The sequence below is a fragment of the Kribbella sp. NPDC058245 genome (assembly GCF_042882005.1).
GTDB lineage: Bacteria > Actinomycetota > Actinomycetes > Propionibacteriales > Kribbellaceae > Kribbella.
On the sequence record NZ_JBHVWY010000007.1, the window covers coordinates 44,922 to 62,973 of the forward strand.

16 protein-coding genes and 1 tRNA gene are annotated in these 18,052 nt (G+C 68.1%); 13 read left to right on the forward strand and 4 right to left on the reverse strand.

Features of this window, described 5'->3' with window-relative positions:
• The coding region (locus tag ACFVWG_RS18020) for a hypothetical protein (protein WP_391544427.1) at window positions 1-277 on the forward strand (277 nt) is incomplete at its 5' end.
• Window positions 278-1,316: 1,039 nt separating this feature from the next.
• Here ACFVWG_RS18020 and ACFVWG_RS18025 read toward each other — a convergent pair.
• Window positions 1,317-1,490, reverse strand: coding sequence for a hypothetical protein (locus tag ACFVWG_RS18025; RefSeq protein ID WP_391544428.1), 174 nt, complete (start codon window positions 1,488-1,490; stop codon window positions 1,317-1,319).
• A 162-nt stretch (window positions 1,491-1,652) separates the two neighbouring features.
• Between ACFVWG_RS18025 and cmk the strand changes: the two genes are divergently transcribed.
• The 7 genes from cmk (at window position 1,653) to ACFVWG_RS18060 (ending at window position 9,046) form a co-directional block, all read left to right on the forward strand.
• Window positions 1,653-2,321, forward strand: a complete 669-nt coding sequence (gene cmk, locus ACFVWG_RS18030; RefSeq protein WP_391544429.1) for a (d)CMP kinase — start codon at window positions 1,653-1,655, stop codon at window positions 2,319-2,321.
• Entirely contained in the window at window positions 2,318-3,046 is a 729-nt protein-coding gene (locus ACFVWG_RS18035) for a lysophospholipid acyltransferase family protein (RefSeq protein WP_391544430.1), read from the forward strand. The genes cmk and ACFVWG_RS18035 overlap by 4 nt, the downstream gene beginning before the upstream one ends.
• The gene (gene der / locus ACFVWG_RS18040) at window positions 3,039-4,418 is read left to right on the forward strand and encodes a ribosome biogenesis GTPase Der (protein ID WP_391544431.1); all 1,380 of its coding nucleotides are present in this window, start codon (window positions 3,039-3,041) and stop codon (window positions 4,416-4,418) included. Before ACFVWG_RS18035 ends, der begins: the two co-directional genes overlap by 8 nt.
• Window positions 4,419-4,529: 111 nt before the next feature.
• A complete protein-coding gene (locus tag ACFVWG_RS18045) occupies window positions 4,530-6,821 on the forward strand; it encodes a sialidase family protein (protein WP_391544432.1) in 2,292 nt (763 codons plus the stop codon).
• A gap of 55 nt (window positions 6,822-6,876) precedes the next feature.
• A tRNA-Pro gene (locus ACFVWG_RS18050) sits at window positions 6,877-6,951 on the forward strand.
• Window positions 6,952-7,000: 49 nt separating this feature from the next.
• Window positions 7,001-7,795, forward strand: coding sequence for a hypothetical protein (locus ACFVWG_RS18055; protein ID WP_391544433.1), 795 nt, complete (start codon window positions 7,001-7,003; stop codon window positions 7,793-7,795).
• A 42-nt stretch (window positions 7,796-7,837) separates the two neighbouring features.
• Window positions 7,838-9,046 carry an MFS transporter gene (locus ACFVWG_RS18060; protein ID WP_391544783.1) on the forward strand — a complete coding sequence of 403 codons (1,209 nt, stop codon included), beginning with the start codon at window positions 7,838-7,840 and terminating at the stop codon, window positions 9,044-9,046.
• Between the two features lie 30 nt (window positions 9,047-9,076).
• Here ACFVWG_RS18060 and ACFVWG_RS18065 read toward each other — a convergent pair whose 3' ends face one another.
• The 3 genes from ACFVWG_RS18065 to ACFVWG_RS18075 form a co-directional block, all read right to left on the reverse strand.
• Window positions 9,077-11,248: an MMPL family transporter gene (locus tag ACFVWG_RS18065; protein WP_391544434.1), complete on the reverse strand. Its 2,172-nt coding sequence runs from the start codon at window positions 11,246-11,248 to the stop codon at window positions 9,077-9,079.
• Window positions 11,249-11,331: 83 nt separating this feature from the next.
• Window positions 11,332-11,877, reverse strand: a complete 546-nt coding sequence (locus tag ACFVWG_RS18070) for a TetR/AcrR family transcriptional regulator (protein WP_391544435.1) — start codon at window positions 11,875-11,877, stop codon at window positions 11,332-11,334.
• A 572-nt stretch (window positions 11,878-12,449) separates the two neighbouring features.
• Window positions 12,450-13,109 carry an MBL fold metallo-hydrolase gene (locus tag ACFVWG_RS18075; protein ID WP_391544436.1) on the reverse strand — a complete coding sequence of 220 codons (660 nt, stop codon included), beginning with the start codon at window positions 13,107-13,109 and terminating at the stop codon, window positions 12,450-12,452.
• Window positions 13,110-13,320: 211 nt separating this feature from the next.
• Here ACFVWG_RS18075 and uvrA point away from each other — a divergent pair, with 211 nt between their 5' ends.
• From uvrA to ACFVWG_RS18100, 5 genes are all read left to right on the forward strand, one after another.
• On the forward strand, window positions 13,321-16,398 hold the full coding sequence (gene uvrA, locus ACFVWG_RS18080) for an excinuclease ABC subunit UvrA (RefSeq protein ID WP_391544437.1): 3,078 nt from the start codon (window positions 13,321-13,323) through the stop codon (window positions 16,396-16,398).
• A 175-nt stretch (window positions 16,399-16,573) separates the two neighbouring features.
• Complete coding sequence (locus ACFVWG_RS18085) at window positions 16,574-16,915, forward strand: hypothetical protein (RefSeq protein ID WP_391544438.1); 342 nt, start codon at window positions 16,574-16,576, stop codon at window positions 16,913-16,915.
• A gap of 14 nt (window positions 16,916-16,929) precedes the next feature.
• The gene (locus ACFVWG_RS18090; RefSeq protein WP_391544439.1) at window positions 16,930-17,235 is read left to right on the forward strand and encodes a hypothetical protein; all 306 of its coding nucleotides are present in this window, start codon (window positions 16,930-16,932) and stop codon (window positions 17,233-17,235) included.
• A gap of 93 nt (window positions 17,236-17,328) precedes the next feature.
• Complete coding sequence (locus ACFVWG_RS18095; RefSeq protein WP_391544440.1) at window positions 17,329-17,694, forward strand: DUF6507 family protein; 366 nt, start codon at window positions 17,329-17,331, stop codon at window positions 17,692-17,694.
• Window positions 17,691-17,972: a hypothetical protein gene (locus ACFVWG_RS18100; protein ID WP_391544441.1), complete on the forward strand. Its 282-nt coding sequence runs from the start codon at window positions 17,691-17,693 to the stop codon at window positions 17,970-17,972. Before ACFVWG_RS18095 ends, ACFVWG_RS18100 begins: the two co-directional genes overlap by 4 nt.
• Window positions 17,973-18,052: the final 80 nt, after the last annotated feature.

Below are 18,052 nucleotides of genomic sequence, written 5' to 3' on the forward strand. Positions count from 1 at the left end.
GCTCGCGTTCGCTCCGATGTGGCGGCGGTCCGGGCTCGCGTTCGCTCCGATGTGGCGGCGGTCCGGGCTCGCGTTCGCTCCGATGTGGCGGCGGTCCGGGCTCGCGTTCGCTCCGATGTGGCGGCGGTTCGGGCGCGCGTTCGCTCCGATGCGGCCGGTTCGGTACGGCGGGATGGTTGCTCGCCGATCCGACTGCGGCCGGGCACGTGGGCTTGTGGTTGCTCGCCGCTGCGGCCGATTTACGGTGGCGGGTGGCTGGGGCCCGGCGCGTGGCTGAGGGGGATGGTGCGCTCGGCGATCGCGTGCCCGTTGTTTGGGCTTCCGGGCTGTGGTTGAGGTCCACGACCTGCGCCGAAAGGCGAGCGTTCGGAGTGGGGCTGAGGGGATGGTGCGGTTGGCGATCGAGCCGCTGTTGCTTGGGCGTCCGTGCTCTGGCTGGGGTCCAGGATCTGCGCTAGTGGTGAAGTTTTCGGCGCCATTTGACGAAAAAGTGACCGATAACGAGCAGACGGACCCAGCGCGGGTTCGGGCCGCGTTAGTTGGTGAGTTTTAGGGACTCGGTGACGAAAATCCACCAATTAGCGAGGACTCCCAGGCGGCCGTACCCCTCGCAGACCCCGGACCTGCCACCTGATGGGTTACCCCCAAAGCCAGTTAGTTAGTGGGTCAGGGTTGGTGTCAACCGGCCTGCGGGGCGAGCTGACGTCCGAAGCCCTGCACGCCTGGTACGGCGTGTCTTCGGACGTAACCGGTTCCCGGGGAGGATCCGGGTCGGCGTCCAACCAGAGTGGGGAGGATATGCGACCGATTCGGGGGCAAAATCCTCCCCACATCTCGTTTCGGGCCGGGCTAACTCTCCCCAAACCGGTTTGGGGAGCCACAGCGCGCCAGCCACCGCGACAGCAGCACTCCGCAAACCGGACCCAACCGGGCCGCTTGATACCGCCGCCGACCCGCTAACTAACCGGCTTTGGGGTTACCCCATGAGATGTGGCGAGGGTGAGGGCCTGTGCGGGGGGAGCGTCCGCCACGATGGGTCACCATCTAGGCCGTCCTGTCACTGACCGCAACCACAGCCCGGAAGCTCAGGCGACCTGAGCCGCGGTTGCCGGGCGCACCATCCCCCTCAGCCCAAGACCGCCCTAGCCACCCGTCTTTGTAAGCCGGCCGCGGCGGCGAGCAGCCAATGCCGTACGCCGCCGGCCGCATCAAGGACTGCAGGTAGTGGCGAGATCGCCACACCCGCAAACCCGCAAACCCGCACACCCGCACACCCGCACACCCGGCGCGCGGCGGCGGAGGCGCCGGCCGGGGGGCTACGTGCAGTCGGTCGTGTCGGCGAAGAAGTTGCGGAGGGTGGCTACCAGGATGGGTTGTTCTTCGGGGAGGGAGTGGCCGACGACGTTGGTGGCGTAGTCGCTCCAGACGTTCAGTACGTCGTAGTTGCGACCGACGAAGCCGTGTTCGCCCCAGAGGGCGAGGAGGGGCATGGTGAGGAGGCGGCCGGGTCGGCGCGGCCTCGGCGGCGCGGCTCATGGTGGCGTGATCGACCACCGCCGGGAAGTACCGGAGGTGCCGAGCATCCGTGCCGCAGTTTCACACACGGACCTAGTTGGTCGAAGGTTGTCCTCGGCGGCGGATATTCTCAGGCCATGATCATCGCTGTGGACGGGCCGAGCGGGTCCGGTAAGTCGAGTACCGCTCGGGGTGTGGCCGACCGGCTGGGACTGCGGTTCCTGGACACGGGGGCGACGTACCGGGCGGTGACGTGGTCGGCGATCGAGCATGGGCTGGATCTGGACGACACCGCGGCGGTCGCGCAGCGGGCGCGTGAGCTGCGGCTCGAGCTGAGCACCGACCCGCTGCACCAGTTCGTGATCGCGGACGGGACCGACATCACCGCGGCGATCCGGGAGCCGCGGATCAGCGAGCGGGTCAGCAAGATCGCGACCAATCTGGACGTTCGCAAGGAGTTGATCCGCCGGCAGCGGGAGATCATCGACGACGCCCAGCCCAGCGGCGGGATCGTGGTCGAGGGCCGCGACATCGCGACCGTGGTCGCCACCGACGCCGAGCTGAAGGTGCTGCTGACCGCGGACCAGGAGGCCCGGCTGGCGCGGCGCGGCGCCGAACTGGGCGCCGGCTCGGTCACCGCGGAGCAGTTGCGTGACCAGATCATCCGTCGCGACCGCGACGATTCCACCGTGTCGGAGTTCCAGGTCGCCTCGGACGGCGCGGTCACCATCGACTCCACCGATCTGTCCCTGGAGGAGGTCATCGACGTGATCAGCAGACTCGCCAAGGAGGCCTCGACCGGGTGACAGCCGAGCTCACCAGACGGCAGGAACTGCCGGCCACAGATGATCTGCCAAGGCTGCCGCACCGGCTGGCTGTCCCGGTCCGGGCGGTCGCGAGCCGGTACTTCGCGCGCAAATACGACCTGCACGTCCATCACGAGGAGCTGTTCCCGCGGACCGGTCCGGTGCTGATGACGCCGAACCATCTGAGCCTGCTGGACGGCCCGTTGCTCGGCGCGATCGCGCCTCGGATGCTCCATCAGCTCGGCAAGATCGAGGCGTTCGGCGGCCTGCAGGGGCTGTTCCTGCGCCGGACCGGCCAGATTCCGATCGACCGGACGTCGTACGACCCGCTCGCGATCCGGCAGTGCATCAAGGTTCTGCGCGACGGCCGGGTGCTGAGCATCTACCCGGAGGGCACCCGCGGCGCGGGTGATTTCACCCGGATCCGGCTCGGATCGGCGTACCTGGCGATGGCCACCGGGGCACCGATCCTGCCGGTGGCACTGCTCGGGACCCGGCTGCCGCACGGCGATGTGGAGGGTTTCCCGCCGTCCGGGAGCCGCGTCGACGTTGTGTACGGCGAACCGTTCACGGTTGACCGAGTATCCTTTCCTAGGCGGCACTCCGACGTACGGGCGGTTGCCGACCAGATCGGCGACATGCTGCGTGCCCATATCAAGGCCGCCGTCGCAGCCACCGGTCACCCGCTCCCGGGTGCGCCAGACAAGAAGGACCCTGATGACTGACCTGCCCACGGGCTACGACTTCGACGAAACGACGCACGAAGCGGAGGACTCCGGTCCGCTGCCCGTGCTCGCCATCGTCGGCCGGCCGAATGTGGGCAAGTCCACGCTCGTCAACCGCATCATCGGCCGCCGCGAGGCCGTCGTCGAGGACACCCCGGGCGTGACCCGGGACCGCGTCTCGTACGACGCCGACTGGGCCGGCCGCAGCTTCACCGTCGTCGACACCGGCGGCTGGGACCCGGACGCGGTCGGCATGGCCGCGCTCGTCGCCGCCCAGGCCGAGGTCGCGATCAACGCCGCCGACGCCGTGCTGTTCGTGGTCGACGCGACCGTCGGCATCACCGACGCCGACGAGGCCGTGGTCCGCGTGCTGCGCAAGTCCGGCAAGCCGGTCGTGCTCGCGGCGAACAAGGTCGACGACCAGCGGGTCGAGTCCGAGGCGATGAACCTGTGGGGTCTCGGCATCGGCGAACCGTTCCCGATCTCGGCCATGCACGGCCGGGGGACCGGTGACATGCTCGACGCCGTCCTGGCCGCGCTGCCCGAGGCACCGCCCGAGCGCGACGCCGAGAGCGGCGGCCCGCGCCGGATCGCGATCGTCGGCAAGCCGAACGTCGGCAAGTCCTCGCTGCTGAACAAGGTCGCCAAGGAGGACCGGGTCGTCGTCAGCGACATCGCCGGTACGACGGTCGACCCGGTCGACGAGCTGATCACGCTGGTCGGCAAGGAGTGGCGGTTCATCGACACCGCCGGCATCCGCCGCAAGGTGAAGAACGTCCAGGGCCACGAGTACTACGCCTCGCTGCGCACCAACGCCGCGATCGAGCGGGCCGAGGTCGTCGTGGTGGTGGTCGACGCCTCGCTGCCGATGACCGAGCAGGACATCCGGATCATGAACGCGGTCGAGGAGGCCGGCAAGGCCCTCGTCATCGCCTACAACAAGTGGGACCTGGTCGACGAGGACCGGCGCTACTACCTGGAGAAGGAGATCGACCGCGACCTGGTCCAGTTCCGCTGGGCGCCGCGGGTGAACATCTCCGCGCTGACCGGCCGGCACATGGAGAAGCTGGTCCCGGCGATCGAGGCCGCCCTCGACGGCTGGCAGACCCGCGTCCCGACCGGCCAGCTGAACGCGTTCCTCGGCCGGCTGGTCGCGGCGCACCCGCACCCGGTCCGCTCCGGCAAGCAGCCGAAGATCCTGTTCGGTACGCAGGCGACCACGATGCCCCCGACGTTCGCGATCTTCACCTCCGGGCAGATCGAGCCGTCGTACCAGCGGTTCATCGAGCGCCGGCTGCGCGAGGACTTCGGGTTCGTCGGCAGCCCCGTGCATGTCCAGATCCGGGCCCGGCAGAAGAACAAGAAGAAGTAGCCGCACTGCCAATAGCTGCAAATGCCCTTTAAACCAGTGCTGAAGGGATAGCGGTCCGGTCCGGTCTCCGGCATCGTGCGTGTCAACGACACGCTCCGCCGGAGGTCGCCCGTGAGGTTCCGCCCGTTTGTGCTTGCTGCTGCCCTGATGGCGGCACCCCTCGTTACATCACCCGCCGTAGCTGCTGAACCACCCGGTGTCACGCGCACCTATGAGGTGGAGCCGGTCGGCGGTCTACCTGCGGGCTGTACGACGCCCGCCGGGAAGGGTGCCGCGGTCGTCAGCTCGGAACGCGGCGCGAACGCCAGTGCGCGCTCTCTCCTGGTCAATGACGTGTCCGCCTCGTCGCACACAGTGATCACGTGCCCGTTGGATCCGGCGCCGAGCACCTCACTGTCGTTCGCGACGTACCCGGCCAGCGTGCCGAACGGGTTCCTGGTCAGCCTCCTCGGCCGCTGGCAGGGCGGCGCGGCCGGCGTGATCTACCACCTGAACGTCCAGTCCAACGGTGCGATCCAGTGGTACGACGGCGCCAGTTGGTCGCCGCTCGCACCGGCCGGCACAGTGCACCTCGCCGCCTGGAACACCTTCCGGGTCGACGGGGGACCGGCGTCCGCACAGGTATCGGTCAACGGCGCCGTGGTCGGTACGGCGAATCGGGCCGGTACGGCGGCTGTCCTCGACCTGACCGGGTATCAGTTCGCCAGCAACGGCACGGTCCCGCAGGGCGACAAGGTCTACTTCGACGACGTGCGGACCACGGCCGGCCGCGGATTCGAGTCCGAGCCGGTTGACGCCGTACCGACTGGGTGCAGCACGCCTGCTGGCAAGGCAGCCGGTGTGGTCAGCACGCTGCGTGCGAACACCGGAGCGCGGTCGCTGCGGCTCAACGACCGGGCGACCGACAAGCAGACCGTGATCTCGTGCCCGCTCGTGCCGCAGCGCGGGGTCGACCTGAAGCTCGCGGTCTACCCGGTCGCGCTGGCCAACGGGTTCCAGATCTCACTGCAGGGCCACATGGAAGGGTTCACCGACCAGCGGCTCGTCTTCCACATCGCGATCGGGTCCGACGGCAGCCTGCGCTGGTACGACGGGAACTACTGGACGACCGTGAGCCCGGCAGGCGCCGTACGGATCGGGGCTTGGAACCAGGTCGCCGTACAGGTTGCTGCGGATCAGGAAGAAGCGCAGGTGTCGGTGAACGGCGTCCGGCAGCTGGCCGGTGGGCCGATCGGGATGCGGCGCGTCACGGACCTCACGACCTTTGAGGTGTCGAGCAACGGGACCGCGCCGACCGGCGACGAGCTCTTCGTCGACGACATCTCCGCGCTGCCCGCTGCCGACGTACTGCCGCCCGGATCAGTCACGGTCGGGCCGGCAGTCACCGTCGACTCGGTGAACAACGATCTGCTGCAGATGCCGCACTCGGCGGTTGCCAACGGCACCGAATCGCTGGTGACCTACGGCGCGCACGCCGATGTCACCGCCAGCAACGGCACTCGCATCGCCGCGTCGCCCGACCAGGGCGGGACCTGGCAGCCCGTGCCTGCCCGCAACCCGATGCCGACCGCGCAGTCGTACAGCTTGTCGAAGCTGCGCAACGGCGACCTGCTCGCGGTCTCGTACCACACCTACATGCGCACCGGGAACCGCAGCGCAGACGTCGAGTCCTCCGTATCCCACGACGGCGGCCAGACCTGGGGCGCGATCCGCGTCGGCGCCATGACCACCCCGGTACTCATGAAACCGATCAGCTCCACCAGCAGCCGGCCGGGCCGCACCATGGGTGGCTTCGTCCTGGTCCACGGCGTCGTGGAAGACCCCGACGGCACGTTGTACCAGTCGGGCTACGGCTACTACGACGGCGACACCCGCTACCGGCAGATCCTGATCCGCTCCACCGACGGCGGCCTCAACTGGACAACGCAGTCCACGATCGCCTACAGCGCGACCATCAACGGCGAAGGCTTCTGCGAAGCTGGCGTCGTCCGCACCGCCGACGGCAGCCTCCTCGCCGTCATGCGCACCGGCTCCTACCTGCAGATGTACCAGGCGCGCTCCACCGACAACGGCAAGGCGTGGACCGCCCCCACACCCCTGCACGCCACCAACGGCGTCGCCATGACCGGCGTCTTCCCGAGCCTCGTCCTGCTCCCCGACAACCGTCTCCTCCTGTACTACGGCCGTCCGGGCCAGTCGATGGCCGTCTCCGACGACGGCAACGGCACGACGTGGTCCCCACCGACCTACGTCGACTACCGCAACTCGGCCAACGGATCCCTCATCCAAACCGGCCCCACCACGGTCCTCGCCTTCGGCGACCGAGGCGCCAACTGGTCCCTCAACAAGCCCACCACCTCCACCATCTGGTCCCGAACCATCACCCTCCCACCCCGTTCATAACCACCCCTCAACATGGGGTAAGGTTCTTCCTGCTCGGGGGTACGAAGCCGAGCGGCGGGCTGTGGCCTAGTTTGGCTAAGGCGCGTGGCTGGGGGCCACGAGATCGCAGGTTCGAATCCTGTCAGCCCGACAGTGGAGGAGCACCGATTTTTGTTGGTGCTCCTCTTTAGTTTGGGCTCATGAACACTCTGGGGGATCGACGAAACTGGACCGACGAGGATCTGCAGTCGGCCATCAAGGACAGCCACTCCTGGCGCGGCGTGGCGAGAGCGCTCGGGTTGAAAGGGACATCCGCCGGTTCGATCCGGGTCCTGAAGCGGCACGCCGAGCGGCTCGGACTCGACTCGACGCACTTCACCGGCCAACGCCCGTGGTCCGACGCCCAATTGCGGGCGGCCGTGCCGGCGGCGACCTGTTGGGCGGACGTGCTCAGCGCACTTGGGATTCTGGACAATGGCACGGTCCGCACGTCTATGAAGGGGCACGCGGTTCGGTTGGGCCTGGACTTCACCCATTTCGAACGCCCACGAGACCCGGTGCCGGATGGTGAGCTCTTCGGCCATCCGGTCCAGCTGACGACCTTGCGGTACGCGGCCTCGGCGGTGGCGATGGCGTGGTTCACGTTGCGAGGCTGCGCAGTCGCGCTGCCGGTCGAACCTCAGGAGTACGACTTGCTCGTCACCACCGCGAAGGGCGTTCAGCGCGTGCAGGTGAAGACGTGCGCCGCGCGGAACGGCAAGGGCTACTGGGGTGTTGGTATCGGCCGCCGTCCCTACACGCTCGACAAGACCGCCGGGAAGGATGCCGTACGACCCGGACACGATCGATCTGTTCTTCATTCTGCTGGGCGACGGCAGTATCTATTTGATTCCGAGTTCCGTGGTGGCAGGGCGGAAGTCGATCTCGGCCGAGAGCTACCTGCCGTACCGGGTGGGGGACGCGTCGAGTCTGTTGCGGTGACGAAAACCGTTTGATAGGGGGTGCTGCGGCGGACAGTATTGGTGGTTGTGCCTGAAATGGATGCGCGGCCGCTGCGGTCGGGTCCGTTTCGGTGGTTCTTCGCGGGCTGGTCGATCTCGATGGCGGGCAGCGCGATGGCGCCGGTCGCGCTGGCGTTCGGCGTACTGGAGCTCACGAACAGCGCCCGGTGGTTGTCTGCGGTTCTGACTGCGTCGACGGTTCCGATGATCGCGATGATGATCATCGGTGGAGGCATCGCGGACCGGTACCGCCGCGACATCGTCTTGGCGCTGGCCGGCCTCGGCGCCGGCGTCAGCCAAGCGGGTGTGGCGTTCGTGCTGCTGACTCACCAGGATCCCGTATTCCTGCTGCCACTCGCGGCCCTCAACGGCATCTTTCAGGCGCTGACCACGCCGACGATGCGCGGCATCGTCCCGCAGTTGGCGGCCGGACGCGGTATCCAGGTGGCCAACTCGTTGCTGGCGTCGTCGAGAAATCTGGCCCGGATGATCGGACCGGCGGCCGCAGGCTTCCTGACCGTGGCGGTCGGCGGCGGCTGGGCGATCGCAGCGGACGCCGCCTCGTTCTTGCTGGCCGCCGCCTGCTTCGGCCGGATGTTGCTCCCCGCCCGGCCGGCTCGCGCCGAGGGCGCCCCAAGCATGCTCGCCGAACTGCGCGAAGGCTGGAGCTACTTCAGTTCCAACTCGTGGATCTGGTCGGTGACCCTGGCGTTCGCGGTCCTGAACGCCGTATCAGTGGGGATCTGGCAGATCCTCGGTCCGGTGATCGCCGCGGACACGATCGGCCCGGAAGGCTGGGGTCTGGTGCTGAGCGCCCGAGCCGTCGGCGCGCTCCTGGCCACCGTGGCGATGGTGAAGCTGACGGTACGGCGGCCGATGATCCGCGCGCTGACCCTGATGACCCTGCCCGCCGTCCCGCTGGTCCTGATCGGTACCGGCGCGAACATCTTCTGGCTGGCCGCAGCGGCGTTCGCTGCCGGGGTCGCCGCGGAGTTCTTCACCGTCGTCTGGTCGACGGTCTGTCATCAGCAAATCCCCGAACGCCTGCTCTCACGCGTCGGAGCCTGGGACGAGTTCGGATCGTTCGCCTCGATCCCGATCGGCCAACTGTCGATCCCGTTGCTGGCCGCAGCATTCGGTACGGCGGCTGTCGCGGTCACCGGTGGGGGACTGCTGGCCGTCGCCATGCTGCTGCCTCTGCTTCTTCCCTCACTGCGACGCATCGAGTTCAGCACCGAGCGGTGAGGGGGCACCGGGTGGCGCCCCCTCACACGATCAGTGAACTTCGGCGAGTTCCTTAGCGGGTTTCTCTTCGACGCGGAGGGATTCGCCTTCGATGTCGACGTTCGGCGTGATGCGGTCGAGCCACTTCGGGAACCACCAGGCGGCCTTGCCCAGCAGGCTGAGGACGGCCGGGACGAGCGTCATCCGGACGACGAACGCGTCGATCAGGACGCCGATCGTGAGGCCGAAGCCGATGGCCTTGATGATCGGGTCGTGGACCAGGATGAAGCCGGCGAAGACCGAGGCCATGATCAGGGCAGCCGCGGTCACCACCCGGGCGCCGTGGCCGAGGCCTTCGACGGTGGCGGCGGTGGCTTGCTTCCCGTGCACGAACTCCTCGCGAACGCGGGAGACGATGAAGACCTCGTAGTCCATCGCGAGGCCGAACAGGATGCCCATCATGATGATCGGCAGGAAGCTCACCATCGGGCCGGGGTTGTCGATGCCGAACAGGCCGGCCAGGTGACCCTCCTGGAAGACCGCGACGGTGATGCCGAAGGTCGCGCCGATCGTGAGGACGAACCCGAGGGTCGCCTTCAGCGGGACGAGGATCGAGCGGAACGCCAGCAGCAGAAGGAGGAACGACAACCCGACGATCAGGAGGAGATAGATCGGCAGTGCGTCGGCCAGCTTCTGTGAGACGTCGACACCGACTGCGGTGTTACCGGTGACCGAGATCGTCGCTCCGTTCGCGGCGAGCGGCTGCACGGTGTCGCGGACGTTCTTCACCAGGTCGGAGGTCGCCTCGGAGGCAGGTCCGCTCTTGGGGATGATCTGCACCAGTTGCGTCGTACCGTCCTGGCTGGCGGCCGCGGGCTGGGCCGCGATGACATCGGGCAGTGTCGGCACCTTGGTCAGCAACTGCTGGACCACCGCGCCGGACTGCTTCGGGTCGTTGCTCTTCACAACCACGATCAGCGGACCGTTGGCGCCCGGACCGAAGGCCTCGGCGGTGAGGTCGTAGGCAACGCGCTGGTGGCTGCCGGCCGCCGCGGAGGCGCCGTCGGGCAGCGCGAGCCGCATGTCCTTCGCCGGGATCGCGAGCAGCCCGAGACCAATGATGCCGACGGCAACGATCGGGATGCGGAAGCGCGTCACGAACCGGCCCCAGCGGAAGCCGAAGCCTTCAGCCGGTACGACGGCGGCCGGCGTCTTGCGGATCTTGCGCGGCAGGATCCGGTCGCCGACGAAGCCGAGCATGGCCGGAACCAGCGTGAGCGCAACCAGTACGGCGGTCAGCACGGTCGCCGCGGCTGCGAGTCCCATCGCGGTCAGGAACGGTACGCCGACCACGGACAACCCGGCCAGCGCGATCACGACGGTCGCCCCGGCGAACAGCACGGCCGAACCCGCGGTCGCGGTCGCCCGCGCCACCGATTCCTCGGCGTCCAGCCCCTCGGCGAGCTGCGTGCGGTGCCGCGAGCTGATGAACAGCGCGTAGTCGATACCGACCGCGAGGCCGAGCATCAACGCCAGGATCGGACCGGTCGAGGAGACATCGGTGAACGCGGTCACGATGAACAGCCCGGCCATCCCGGCGGCCACACCGAGCAGGGCGGTCAGAAGCGTCATACCGGCTGCGACGAGCGAGCCGAAGGTGATGACGAGCACGAGTGCCGCGACCACGACGCCGATGACCTCGGTGACACCGATCTCCGGTACGCCGCCGACCACCTGACCGCCTGGGACCACTTGCAGGTCACCCGTGCTGAGCGCGGACAGACCGTCGTACCCCTCGGTGCTTGCCTTGGACAGCTCATCGGCCGGCTTCGCGAACTGGACGCTGATCAGTCCGGTCCGCCCGTCCGGGCTGATCGCCTTGCTGGTGAACGGGTCGATCGCGGCGATCACCTCGGGCACCTTCGCGGCCTTGGCGACGGTCGCGCCGACGGCGGCCTTCACGGTCGGGTCGGCCAGCGTCTTGCCGTCCGGCGCCTTCACCACGATGGTCGCCGACGCGCCGCTGGCGGCCGGCAGATCCTGCTTGAGGGCGTCGAGCGCACGCTGCGACTCGGTCCCCGGGATCGAGAAGGTGTTGGTCGTGCCGCCACCGAGGGTCAGCGCACCGACCCCGAGCGCGACGATGAACACCGCCCAGATCGCGGCGACCAGGCGCCGGCGCTGGTAGGAGAACCGGCCGAGCCGGTACAGGAGGTTGGCCATCGGATGGCATCCGTTCTTGACGTATGGGCAGAATCCGGCCGCCCGTCGTACCCGGTGGGCCGGTCGAACAGAACTCGGGTCGATCAGCTGGGTCTGAACAGGCGGTTCAGCGCGGCCTCGCAGAGGCGGTGCAACTCCTCGTCGGTCCGGCCGTCGGCATGCCGGCACTCGGCCGTCAGTCCGTTCAGTGCGAACCCGGCCAGGTCTTGCTCGAGCGGATCGTCGGAACCGGCCAGGAACCCTTTGAGCCGGATGCCGTCGGCCACCAGCAGCGCGAGCTCCGGCATCTCCTGGATGAAAGGAATGAGCTCCTGGACGACGTCCATCACGCCGCGGTAGCGGACGGCGAGGTCGGTGAACTCGCCGATCGCGAACTCCTGCGCCGCGGCCCGCGACAACTGGTCTGCGGCCGCGACCAGCGCAGCGAGGTCGGCCGCGGCCGGCTCGAGTACAGCAGCCAGCACAGCCGCCTTGCCGTTGAAGTGGTAGAGCACGGTCGCCTTGGAACACCCAGCCGCCGACGCGATGTCCTGCAACGAAACAGCCGAATACCCACGGTCCTGGAACAACCCCATCGCCTGCCGCACAATCTCGTGCCGGGTGCGCTCCCGCGCCGGAGTCGTCGTCATGACCTCATCTTCCCTGACCGATCGGCCAGTTTTCAACCGATCGGTCAGGATTGTGCCCCGCATCACGAAAACACCTTGAGCACCCACCAGTCATATTTCCGCGCCGATAGTGGTTGGTGGGTGCACAAGGCGGGGCGCCCGGTCCACCGACCGGAAAGGGCGGGCGCAGTGAAGTGCGGCACGGGCCTGGGTGGAGTGGAGCGAGACCTGAACCGACTTCGTCGGCTTGGTTGCCGAGCGGGCGCGGCAGCACGTAGCCGGGTGCGAGCAGGCGGTGACCGCCGCCGTCGCTCAGGCACTCGACCTGCCTGGCTGAGTCGGGGAGCGGAACTGACCGGAATTGACGGGCAGAAGTCCCCAGCCCCCGCGCCACCACTGGTGGCCGGAGACAGGGAGTCGGGGCCGGAGACGCCGTGCAACAGGTCTCTGGCAATCACAAGGTGGTTCAGGGCATCACTGGTGGCGAGGGGGCCGTCGGATGTCCGGCGGCGGCACTTCGCCGAGTGCAGAGATCGCGGTTAACGTCCGAAAACGCGCCGACCATGTGCTCCGCTTGTTCGGACGCTAGCGCCTCACCAGCCGCGTTCGCGCCACTCCGCTACGTGGGGGCGTTCGGTGCCGAGGGTGGTGTCGGCGCCGTGGCCGGGGTAGACCCAGGTCTCGTCGGGGAGGGTGCCGAAGAGTTTGGTGTCGACGTCGTTGAGGAGGGACTCGAAGCGTTTCGGGTCCTTCTCGGTGTTGCCGACGCCGCCGGGGAAGAGGCAGTCGCCGGTGAAGACGTGAGGGGCGCCGTCGGGGTCGTCGTACACGAGGGCGATCGAGCCGGGGGTGTGGCCGACCAGGTGGATCACGCGCAGGCGGCAGTCGCCGACGGAGATCTGGTCGCCCTCGTCGGCGAGCTGGTCGGTCGGTACGTCGATGCCTTCGGCGTCGAAGCGGCCGGCGACGGTGGTGGCGCCGGTCTTGGCGACGACCTCCGCGAGCGCCTGCCAGTGGTCGCCGTGGCGGTGGGTGGTGACGATGCGGGCCAGGCCGCCGTCGCCGATCAGGGTGAGCAGTGTGGCCGCGTCGTTGGCGGCGTCGATCAGGACCTGCTCGTCGGTCTGCCGGCAGCGCAACAGGTAGGCGTTGTTGTTCATCGGGCCGACCGCGACCTTGGTGATCATCAGCTTGGCCAGTTCGTGGGTCTGCGCGGGTCCGCCGACCTCGACGTTTCCGTGGTACTCCGGCATGCGAGCCGCTCCCTGGATCTTGGGTGCCTGGTTTTTGTCTACTCCGGCTGATCCTCGCATCTGCGCGGATTTGCGTGGAAGGCCGGTTCCGATCGAATATACTTTCGAAACGGTTGCTCCGCTCGGCAGCTTGGAAGTTTTTGTCGGTGGGCCTCGTTAGCATCACGGGGTATGCCCCGGTCAACCCCCGAGAACGTCTGAGAGTGAGCTTGTGTCTGACCGTCTGATCGTGCGCGGAGCACGTGAGCACAACCTGAAGGACGTCTCGGTCGACCTGCCCCGGGACGCGATGATCGTCTTCACCGGCCTGTCCGGCTCGGGCAAGTCCAGCCTGGCCTTCGACACGATCTTCGCCGAGGGCCAGCGGCGCTACGTCGAGTCGCTGTCGGCGTATGCGCGTCAGTTCCTCGGCCAGATGGACAAACCCGACGTCGACTTCATCGAGGGTCTGTCGCCGGCGGTCTCGATCGACCAGAAGTCGACCTCGCGCAACCCGCGCTCGACGGTCGGCACGATCACCGAGGTCTACGACTACCTGCGGCTGCTGTTTGCCCGCGCGGGCCGGCCGCACTGTCCCGAGTGCGGCGAGGCGATCGCGCGGCAGACCCCGCAGCAGATCGTCGACCGGGTCCTGGAGCTCGACGACGGGACCCGGTTCCAGGTGCTGGCCCCGGTCGTTCGCGGCCGCAAGGGGGAGTATCTCGATCTCTTCCGTCAGCTCACCGGCCAGGGCTTCTCCCGCGCCCGGGTCGACGGCGAGATCATCCAGCTCACCGAGCCGCCGAAGCTCGACAAGCAGAAGAAGCACACCATCGAGGTGGTCGTCGACCGGCTCGCGGTGAAGAGTTCGGCCAAGCAGCGGCTGACCGACTCGGTGGAGACCGCGCTGAACCTGGCCAGCGGTCTGCTCCTGCTCGACTTCGTCGACCTCCCGGAGAAGGACCCGGGCCGCGAGCGCCGGTTCTCCGAGAAGCTCGCCTGCCCGAACGATCACCCGCTGGCGATCGACGAGCTGGAACCGCGGTCGTTCTCGTTCAACTCGCCGTACGGCGCCTGCCCGGCCTGCTCCGGTCTCGGGACCCGGATGGAGGTCGACCCCGACCTGCTCGTCCCGGACCCGGAGAAGTCGCTCGACGAGGGTGCGATCCAGCCCTGGTCCGGCGCGAACGTCTCACAGTACTTCGAGCGCCTGCTCGGGGCGCTGGCCAAGGACCTCAAGATCAAGACCAGTACGCCGTTCGCCGAGCTGCCCGCGAAGGCGAAGAAGTCGCTGCTCACCGGGCACGACAAGCAGGTGCACGTCTCCTACCAGAACCGTTACGGCCGCGAGCGGTCCTACTACACGACCTTCGAAGGCGTCATCCCGTATGTCGAGCGCCGGCACGCCGAGGCGTCCAGCGACACCAGCCGGGACCGCTTCGAGGAGTACATGCGCGAGGTCCCGTGCCTGGCCTGCAACGGGGCCCGGCTGAAGCCGATCTCGCTCGCGGTCACCCTGGGCGGGAAGAACATCGCCGAGATCAGCGCGATGTCGATCGACGAGGTGCACGACTTCCTGCGCGGGATGGAGCTGTCGCCGCGCGAGAAGCAGATCGCCGAGCGGGTCGTGAAGGAGATCGGCGAGCGGCTGCGGTTCCTGCTCGACGTCGGCCTGGACTACCTCGCGCTGAGCCGGCCGGCGGGTTCGCTGTCCGGTGGTGAGGCGCAGCGGATCCGGCTCGCCACCCAGATCGGTTCCGGCCTGGTCGGCGTGCTGTATGTGCTGGACGAGCCGTCGATCGGTCTGCACCAGCGCGACAACCGGCGCCTCATCGACACCCTGGTCCGGCTCAAGGACCTGGGCAACACGCTGATCGTCGTCGAGCACGACGAGGACACCATCGACCACGCCGACTGGGTCGTCGACATCGGCCCGGGCGCGGGGGAGCACGGCGGCCAGGTCGTCGTCTCCGGCACGGTCGAGGATCTGCGCAACCACCCGGACTCGATCACCGGTGCCTACATCTCCGGCCGTAAGGAGATCCCGATCCCGGCGGTCCGCCGGCCGCTCACCGAAGGCCGCGAGCTCACGGTGTACGGCGCCCGCCAGAACAACCTGCAGGACATCGACGTGACCATCCCGCTCGGGGTGTTCGTCGCGGTCACCGGGGTCTCGGGCTCGGGGAAGTCGACGCTGGTCAACGACATCCTCTACACGTCGCTGGCCCGCCAGATCTACGGCGCCCGCACGGTGCCCGGCCGGCACACGAAGATCTCCGGCATGGACCAGGTCGACAAGGTCATCCACGTCGACCAGTCACCGATCGGTCGGACCCCGCGGTCGAACCCGGCGACCTACACGGGTGTCTGGGACCACGTCCGCAAGCTGTTCGCGGAGACGCCGGAGGCGAAGGTCCGCGGCTACCTGCAGGGCCGGTTCTCGTTCAACGTCAAGGGCGGCCGCTGTGAGGCGTGCTCCGGTGACGGCACGCTGAAGATCGAGATGAACTTCCTGCCGGACGTCTACGTTCCCTGCGAGGTCTGCCACGGCGCGCGGTACAACCGCGAGACGCTCGAGGTGCACTACAAGGGCAAGACGGTCGCCGACGTCCTGGACATGCCGATCGAGGAGGCCGCGGAGTTCTTCGCCGCGATCCCGGCGATCTCCCGGCACCTGACCACCCTGGTCGAGGTCGGTCTCGGATACGTCCGGCTCGGCCAGCCGGCACCGACGCTGTCCGGTGGTGAGGCACAGCGCGTGAAGCTGGCCTCCGAGCTGCAGCGGCGCTCGACCGGCCGCACGGTCTACGTGCTGGACGAGCCGACCACCGGTCTGCACTTCGAGGACATCCGCAAACTGCTCGGCGTTCTCGGCGGCCTGGTCGACAAGGGCAACTCGGTGCTGGTCATCGAGCACAACCTCGACGTGATCAAGACCGCCGATTGGATCATCGACCTCGGACCCGACGGCGGCCGCCGCGGCGGCACGCTGGTGGGGGAGGGGACGCCGGAGGAGATCGCCGCGAACCCGGCGTCGTACACGGGTGAGTTCCTGCGCGAGATCCTCGAAGGCCGTGCGGCCAAGCCGAGCGCCAAGGTGCTGGCGGCAGAAGCCAAGGCCCTGCCCGCGAAGAAGACGGCCGCGAAGAAGACGGCCGCGAAGAAGACTGCGGCTCCGGTGAAGAAGGCTGTTGCGGCACAGAAGACAGCGCCGGCGAAGAAGACTGCGGTCGCCACCGCGGCGAAGAAGAGCACTGTCAAGAAGACTGCCGCGAAGAAGGCACCGGCCCGGAAGCGGGCCGCCGGATAACGCGCGGTACTTGATCGAGGCAACCAATTCCGCAGTACCGGCAGCGCGGGATGGTGAACGGACCTTTCGACGTGGACGGAAAGGTCCGTGGGGGTGAGCGGCGGTGCGTCGGTGACCCGATGCTCCGACTATCGTTGCGGTCGCGGCGCAACCATGACTTTTCGGAGGAGAGACCGTGAGCGGACAACGCTGGGACATGGGCCAGGACACCCTGAGCCAGTTGGCGAAGAAGACCACGAGCGGAACCCAGGATCTCGGTGGCCTGGTGAAGCAGCTGGTCGCCGCTGCCCAGCCCCTGGAAGGCAAGATGAACGGCGCCGGCAAGCAGATGTTCGACGGCTTCAAGTCACAGGTCGACGGTATCGCCGGCGCCCTGAACGCGGGACTGGCCGCGATCAACGAAGGCCAGTCCGGGATGGACACCGCCTTCCGCGGTGGTGACAGCGAGATGGCCGACACGGCGAAGAAGAACCAGGGCTCGGCTGACTTCAACGCCGCCAAGTTCGGTAAGCGCTGAGAGAGGAACTGACGATGGCAAACCGCAACAGCTACGACACCGCCGCCTCGGGCGAGGTGCAGTCGACGATCAACAGCCTCGCCGGTCAGATCTCCGGCCTGATCGCCGCCCACCGGCAGAACGTCACGGCAGCACTGTCGGACGCGTCGGCCAGCGGCGTGACCGAGAACTACCGCGCCGTCGAGGACCGCTTCAACAAGGCGGCCGACCAGACGCTCGCGATCATCAAGACCCTCAAGGACACGATGGCGCAGAACGACTCGACCGCCGCCGCGACCCTGAAGAAGGCATCGTCGGCCGTCGACGGCATCGGCGGCTGACCTTCGCGTCCGCCGGCTCCGGGTATCTCGGTTCGAGGTACCCGGACCTGTCGTCGGCCGGTGAGTGCTCCGGCAGACCTGAGGAGTGACTGAGTGGACTGGAACATCGATATCGAGGCCGCGAGCAAGGTCCTCACCGACACCAGTAAGGCGGCCGAGCCGTTCGACGGGCTGGCCAAGGACTACGGCACCCGGCTGCAGACCATCGCCGACGGTATGAAGTACGACGTCTTCACGGTCGTCGCGGCCGCGGTCGGCGAGTACGCGCAGCACTGGTCGCCGACCATCGAGGCCGCGGCCAAGCAGATCGGCGCGTCGCTGACCGGCGCCCAGAACGCGATGAAGGCCTACATGGACGGCCAGAACGAAATGGCCATGAACGCCCAGCAGATGGCCGGACGCAACGAGATGCCGGCGGTGCCCGGCGTCAACGCAGGTGGAGGGAACCGAGCCGTATGAGCGAGCAGGAATCAGCGCTGGCACCGGACGACGTGGCCCAGGCCGGCCGGGTCCGGCTGGCCGAGTGGCTGACCGCCGCGGCGCCGAGCCCCGACCTGGGGACGACGGTCGAGGACCTGGCCGCCTGGCCGGCGTACCGGGCCGAGGAGTTCCTGGTGTTCGTGCCGCCCGGCTTCACCAACCGGATGTTCCTCCTGGGCGATCACGGCGTCACGTCGTTCGCCCCGAGCGAGCAGACCCTGGCGCAGGCGATGGACGCGGCGCGCTCGCAGTCCTGACATCCGGTACGGCGCTGAGATCGCCGTACCCGGAGTGGAACGCCGTACCCGTAACCGAACGTCGTACCCGAAGTTGTTCG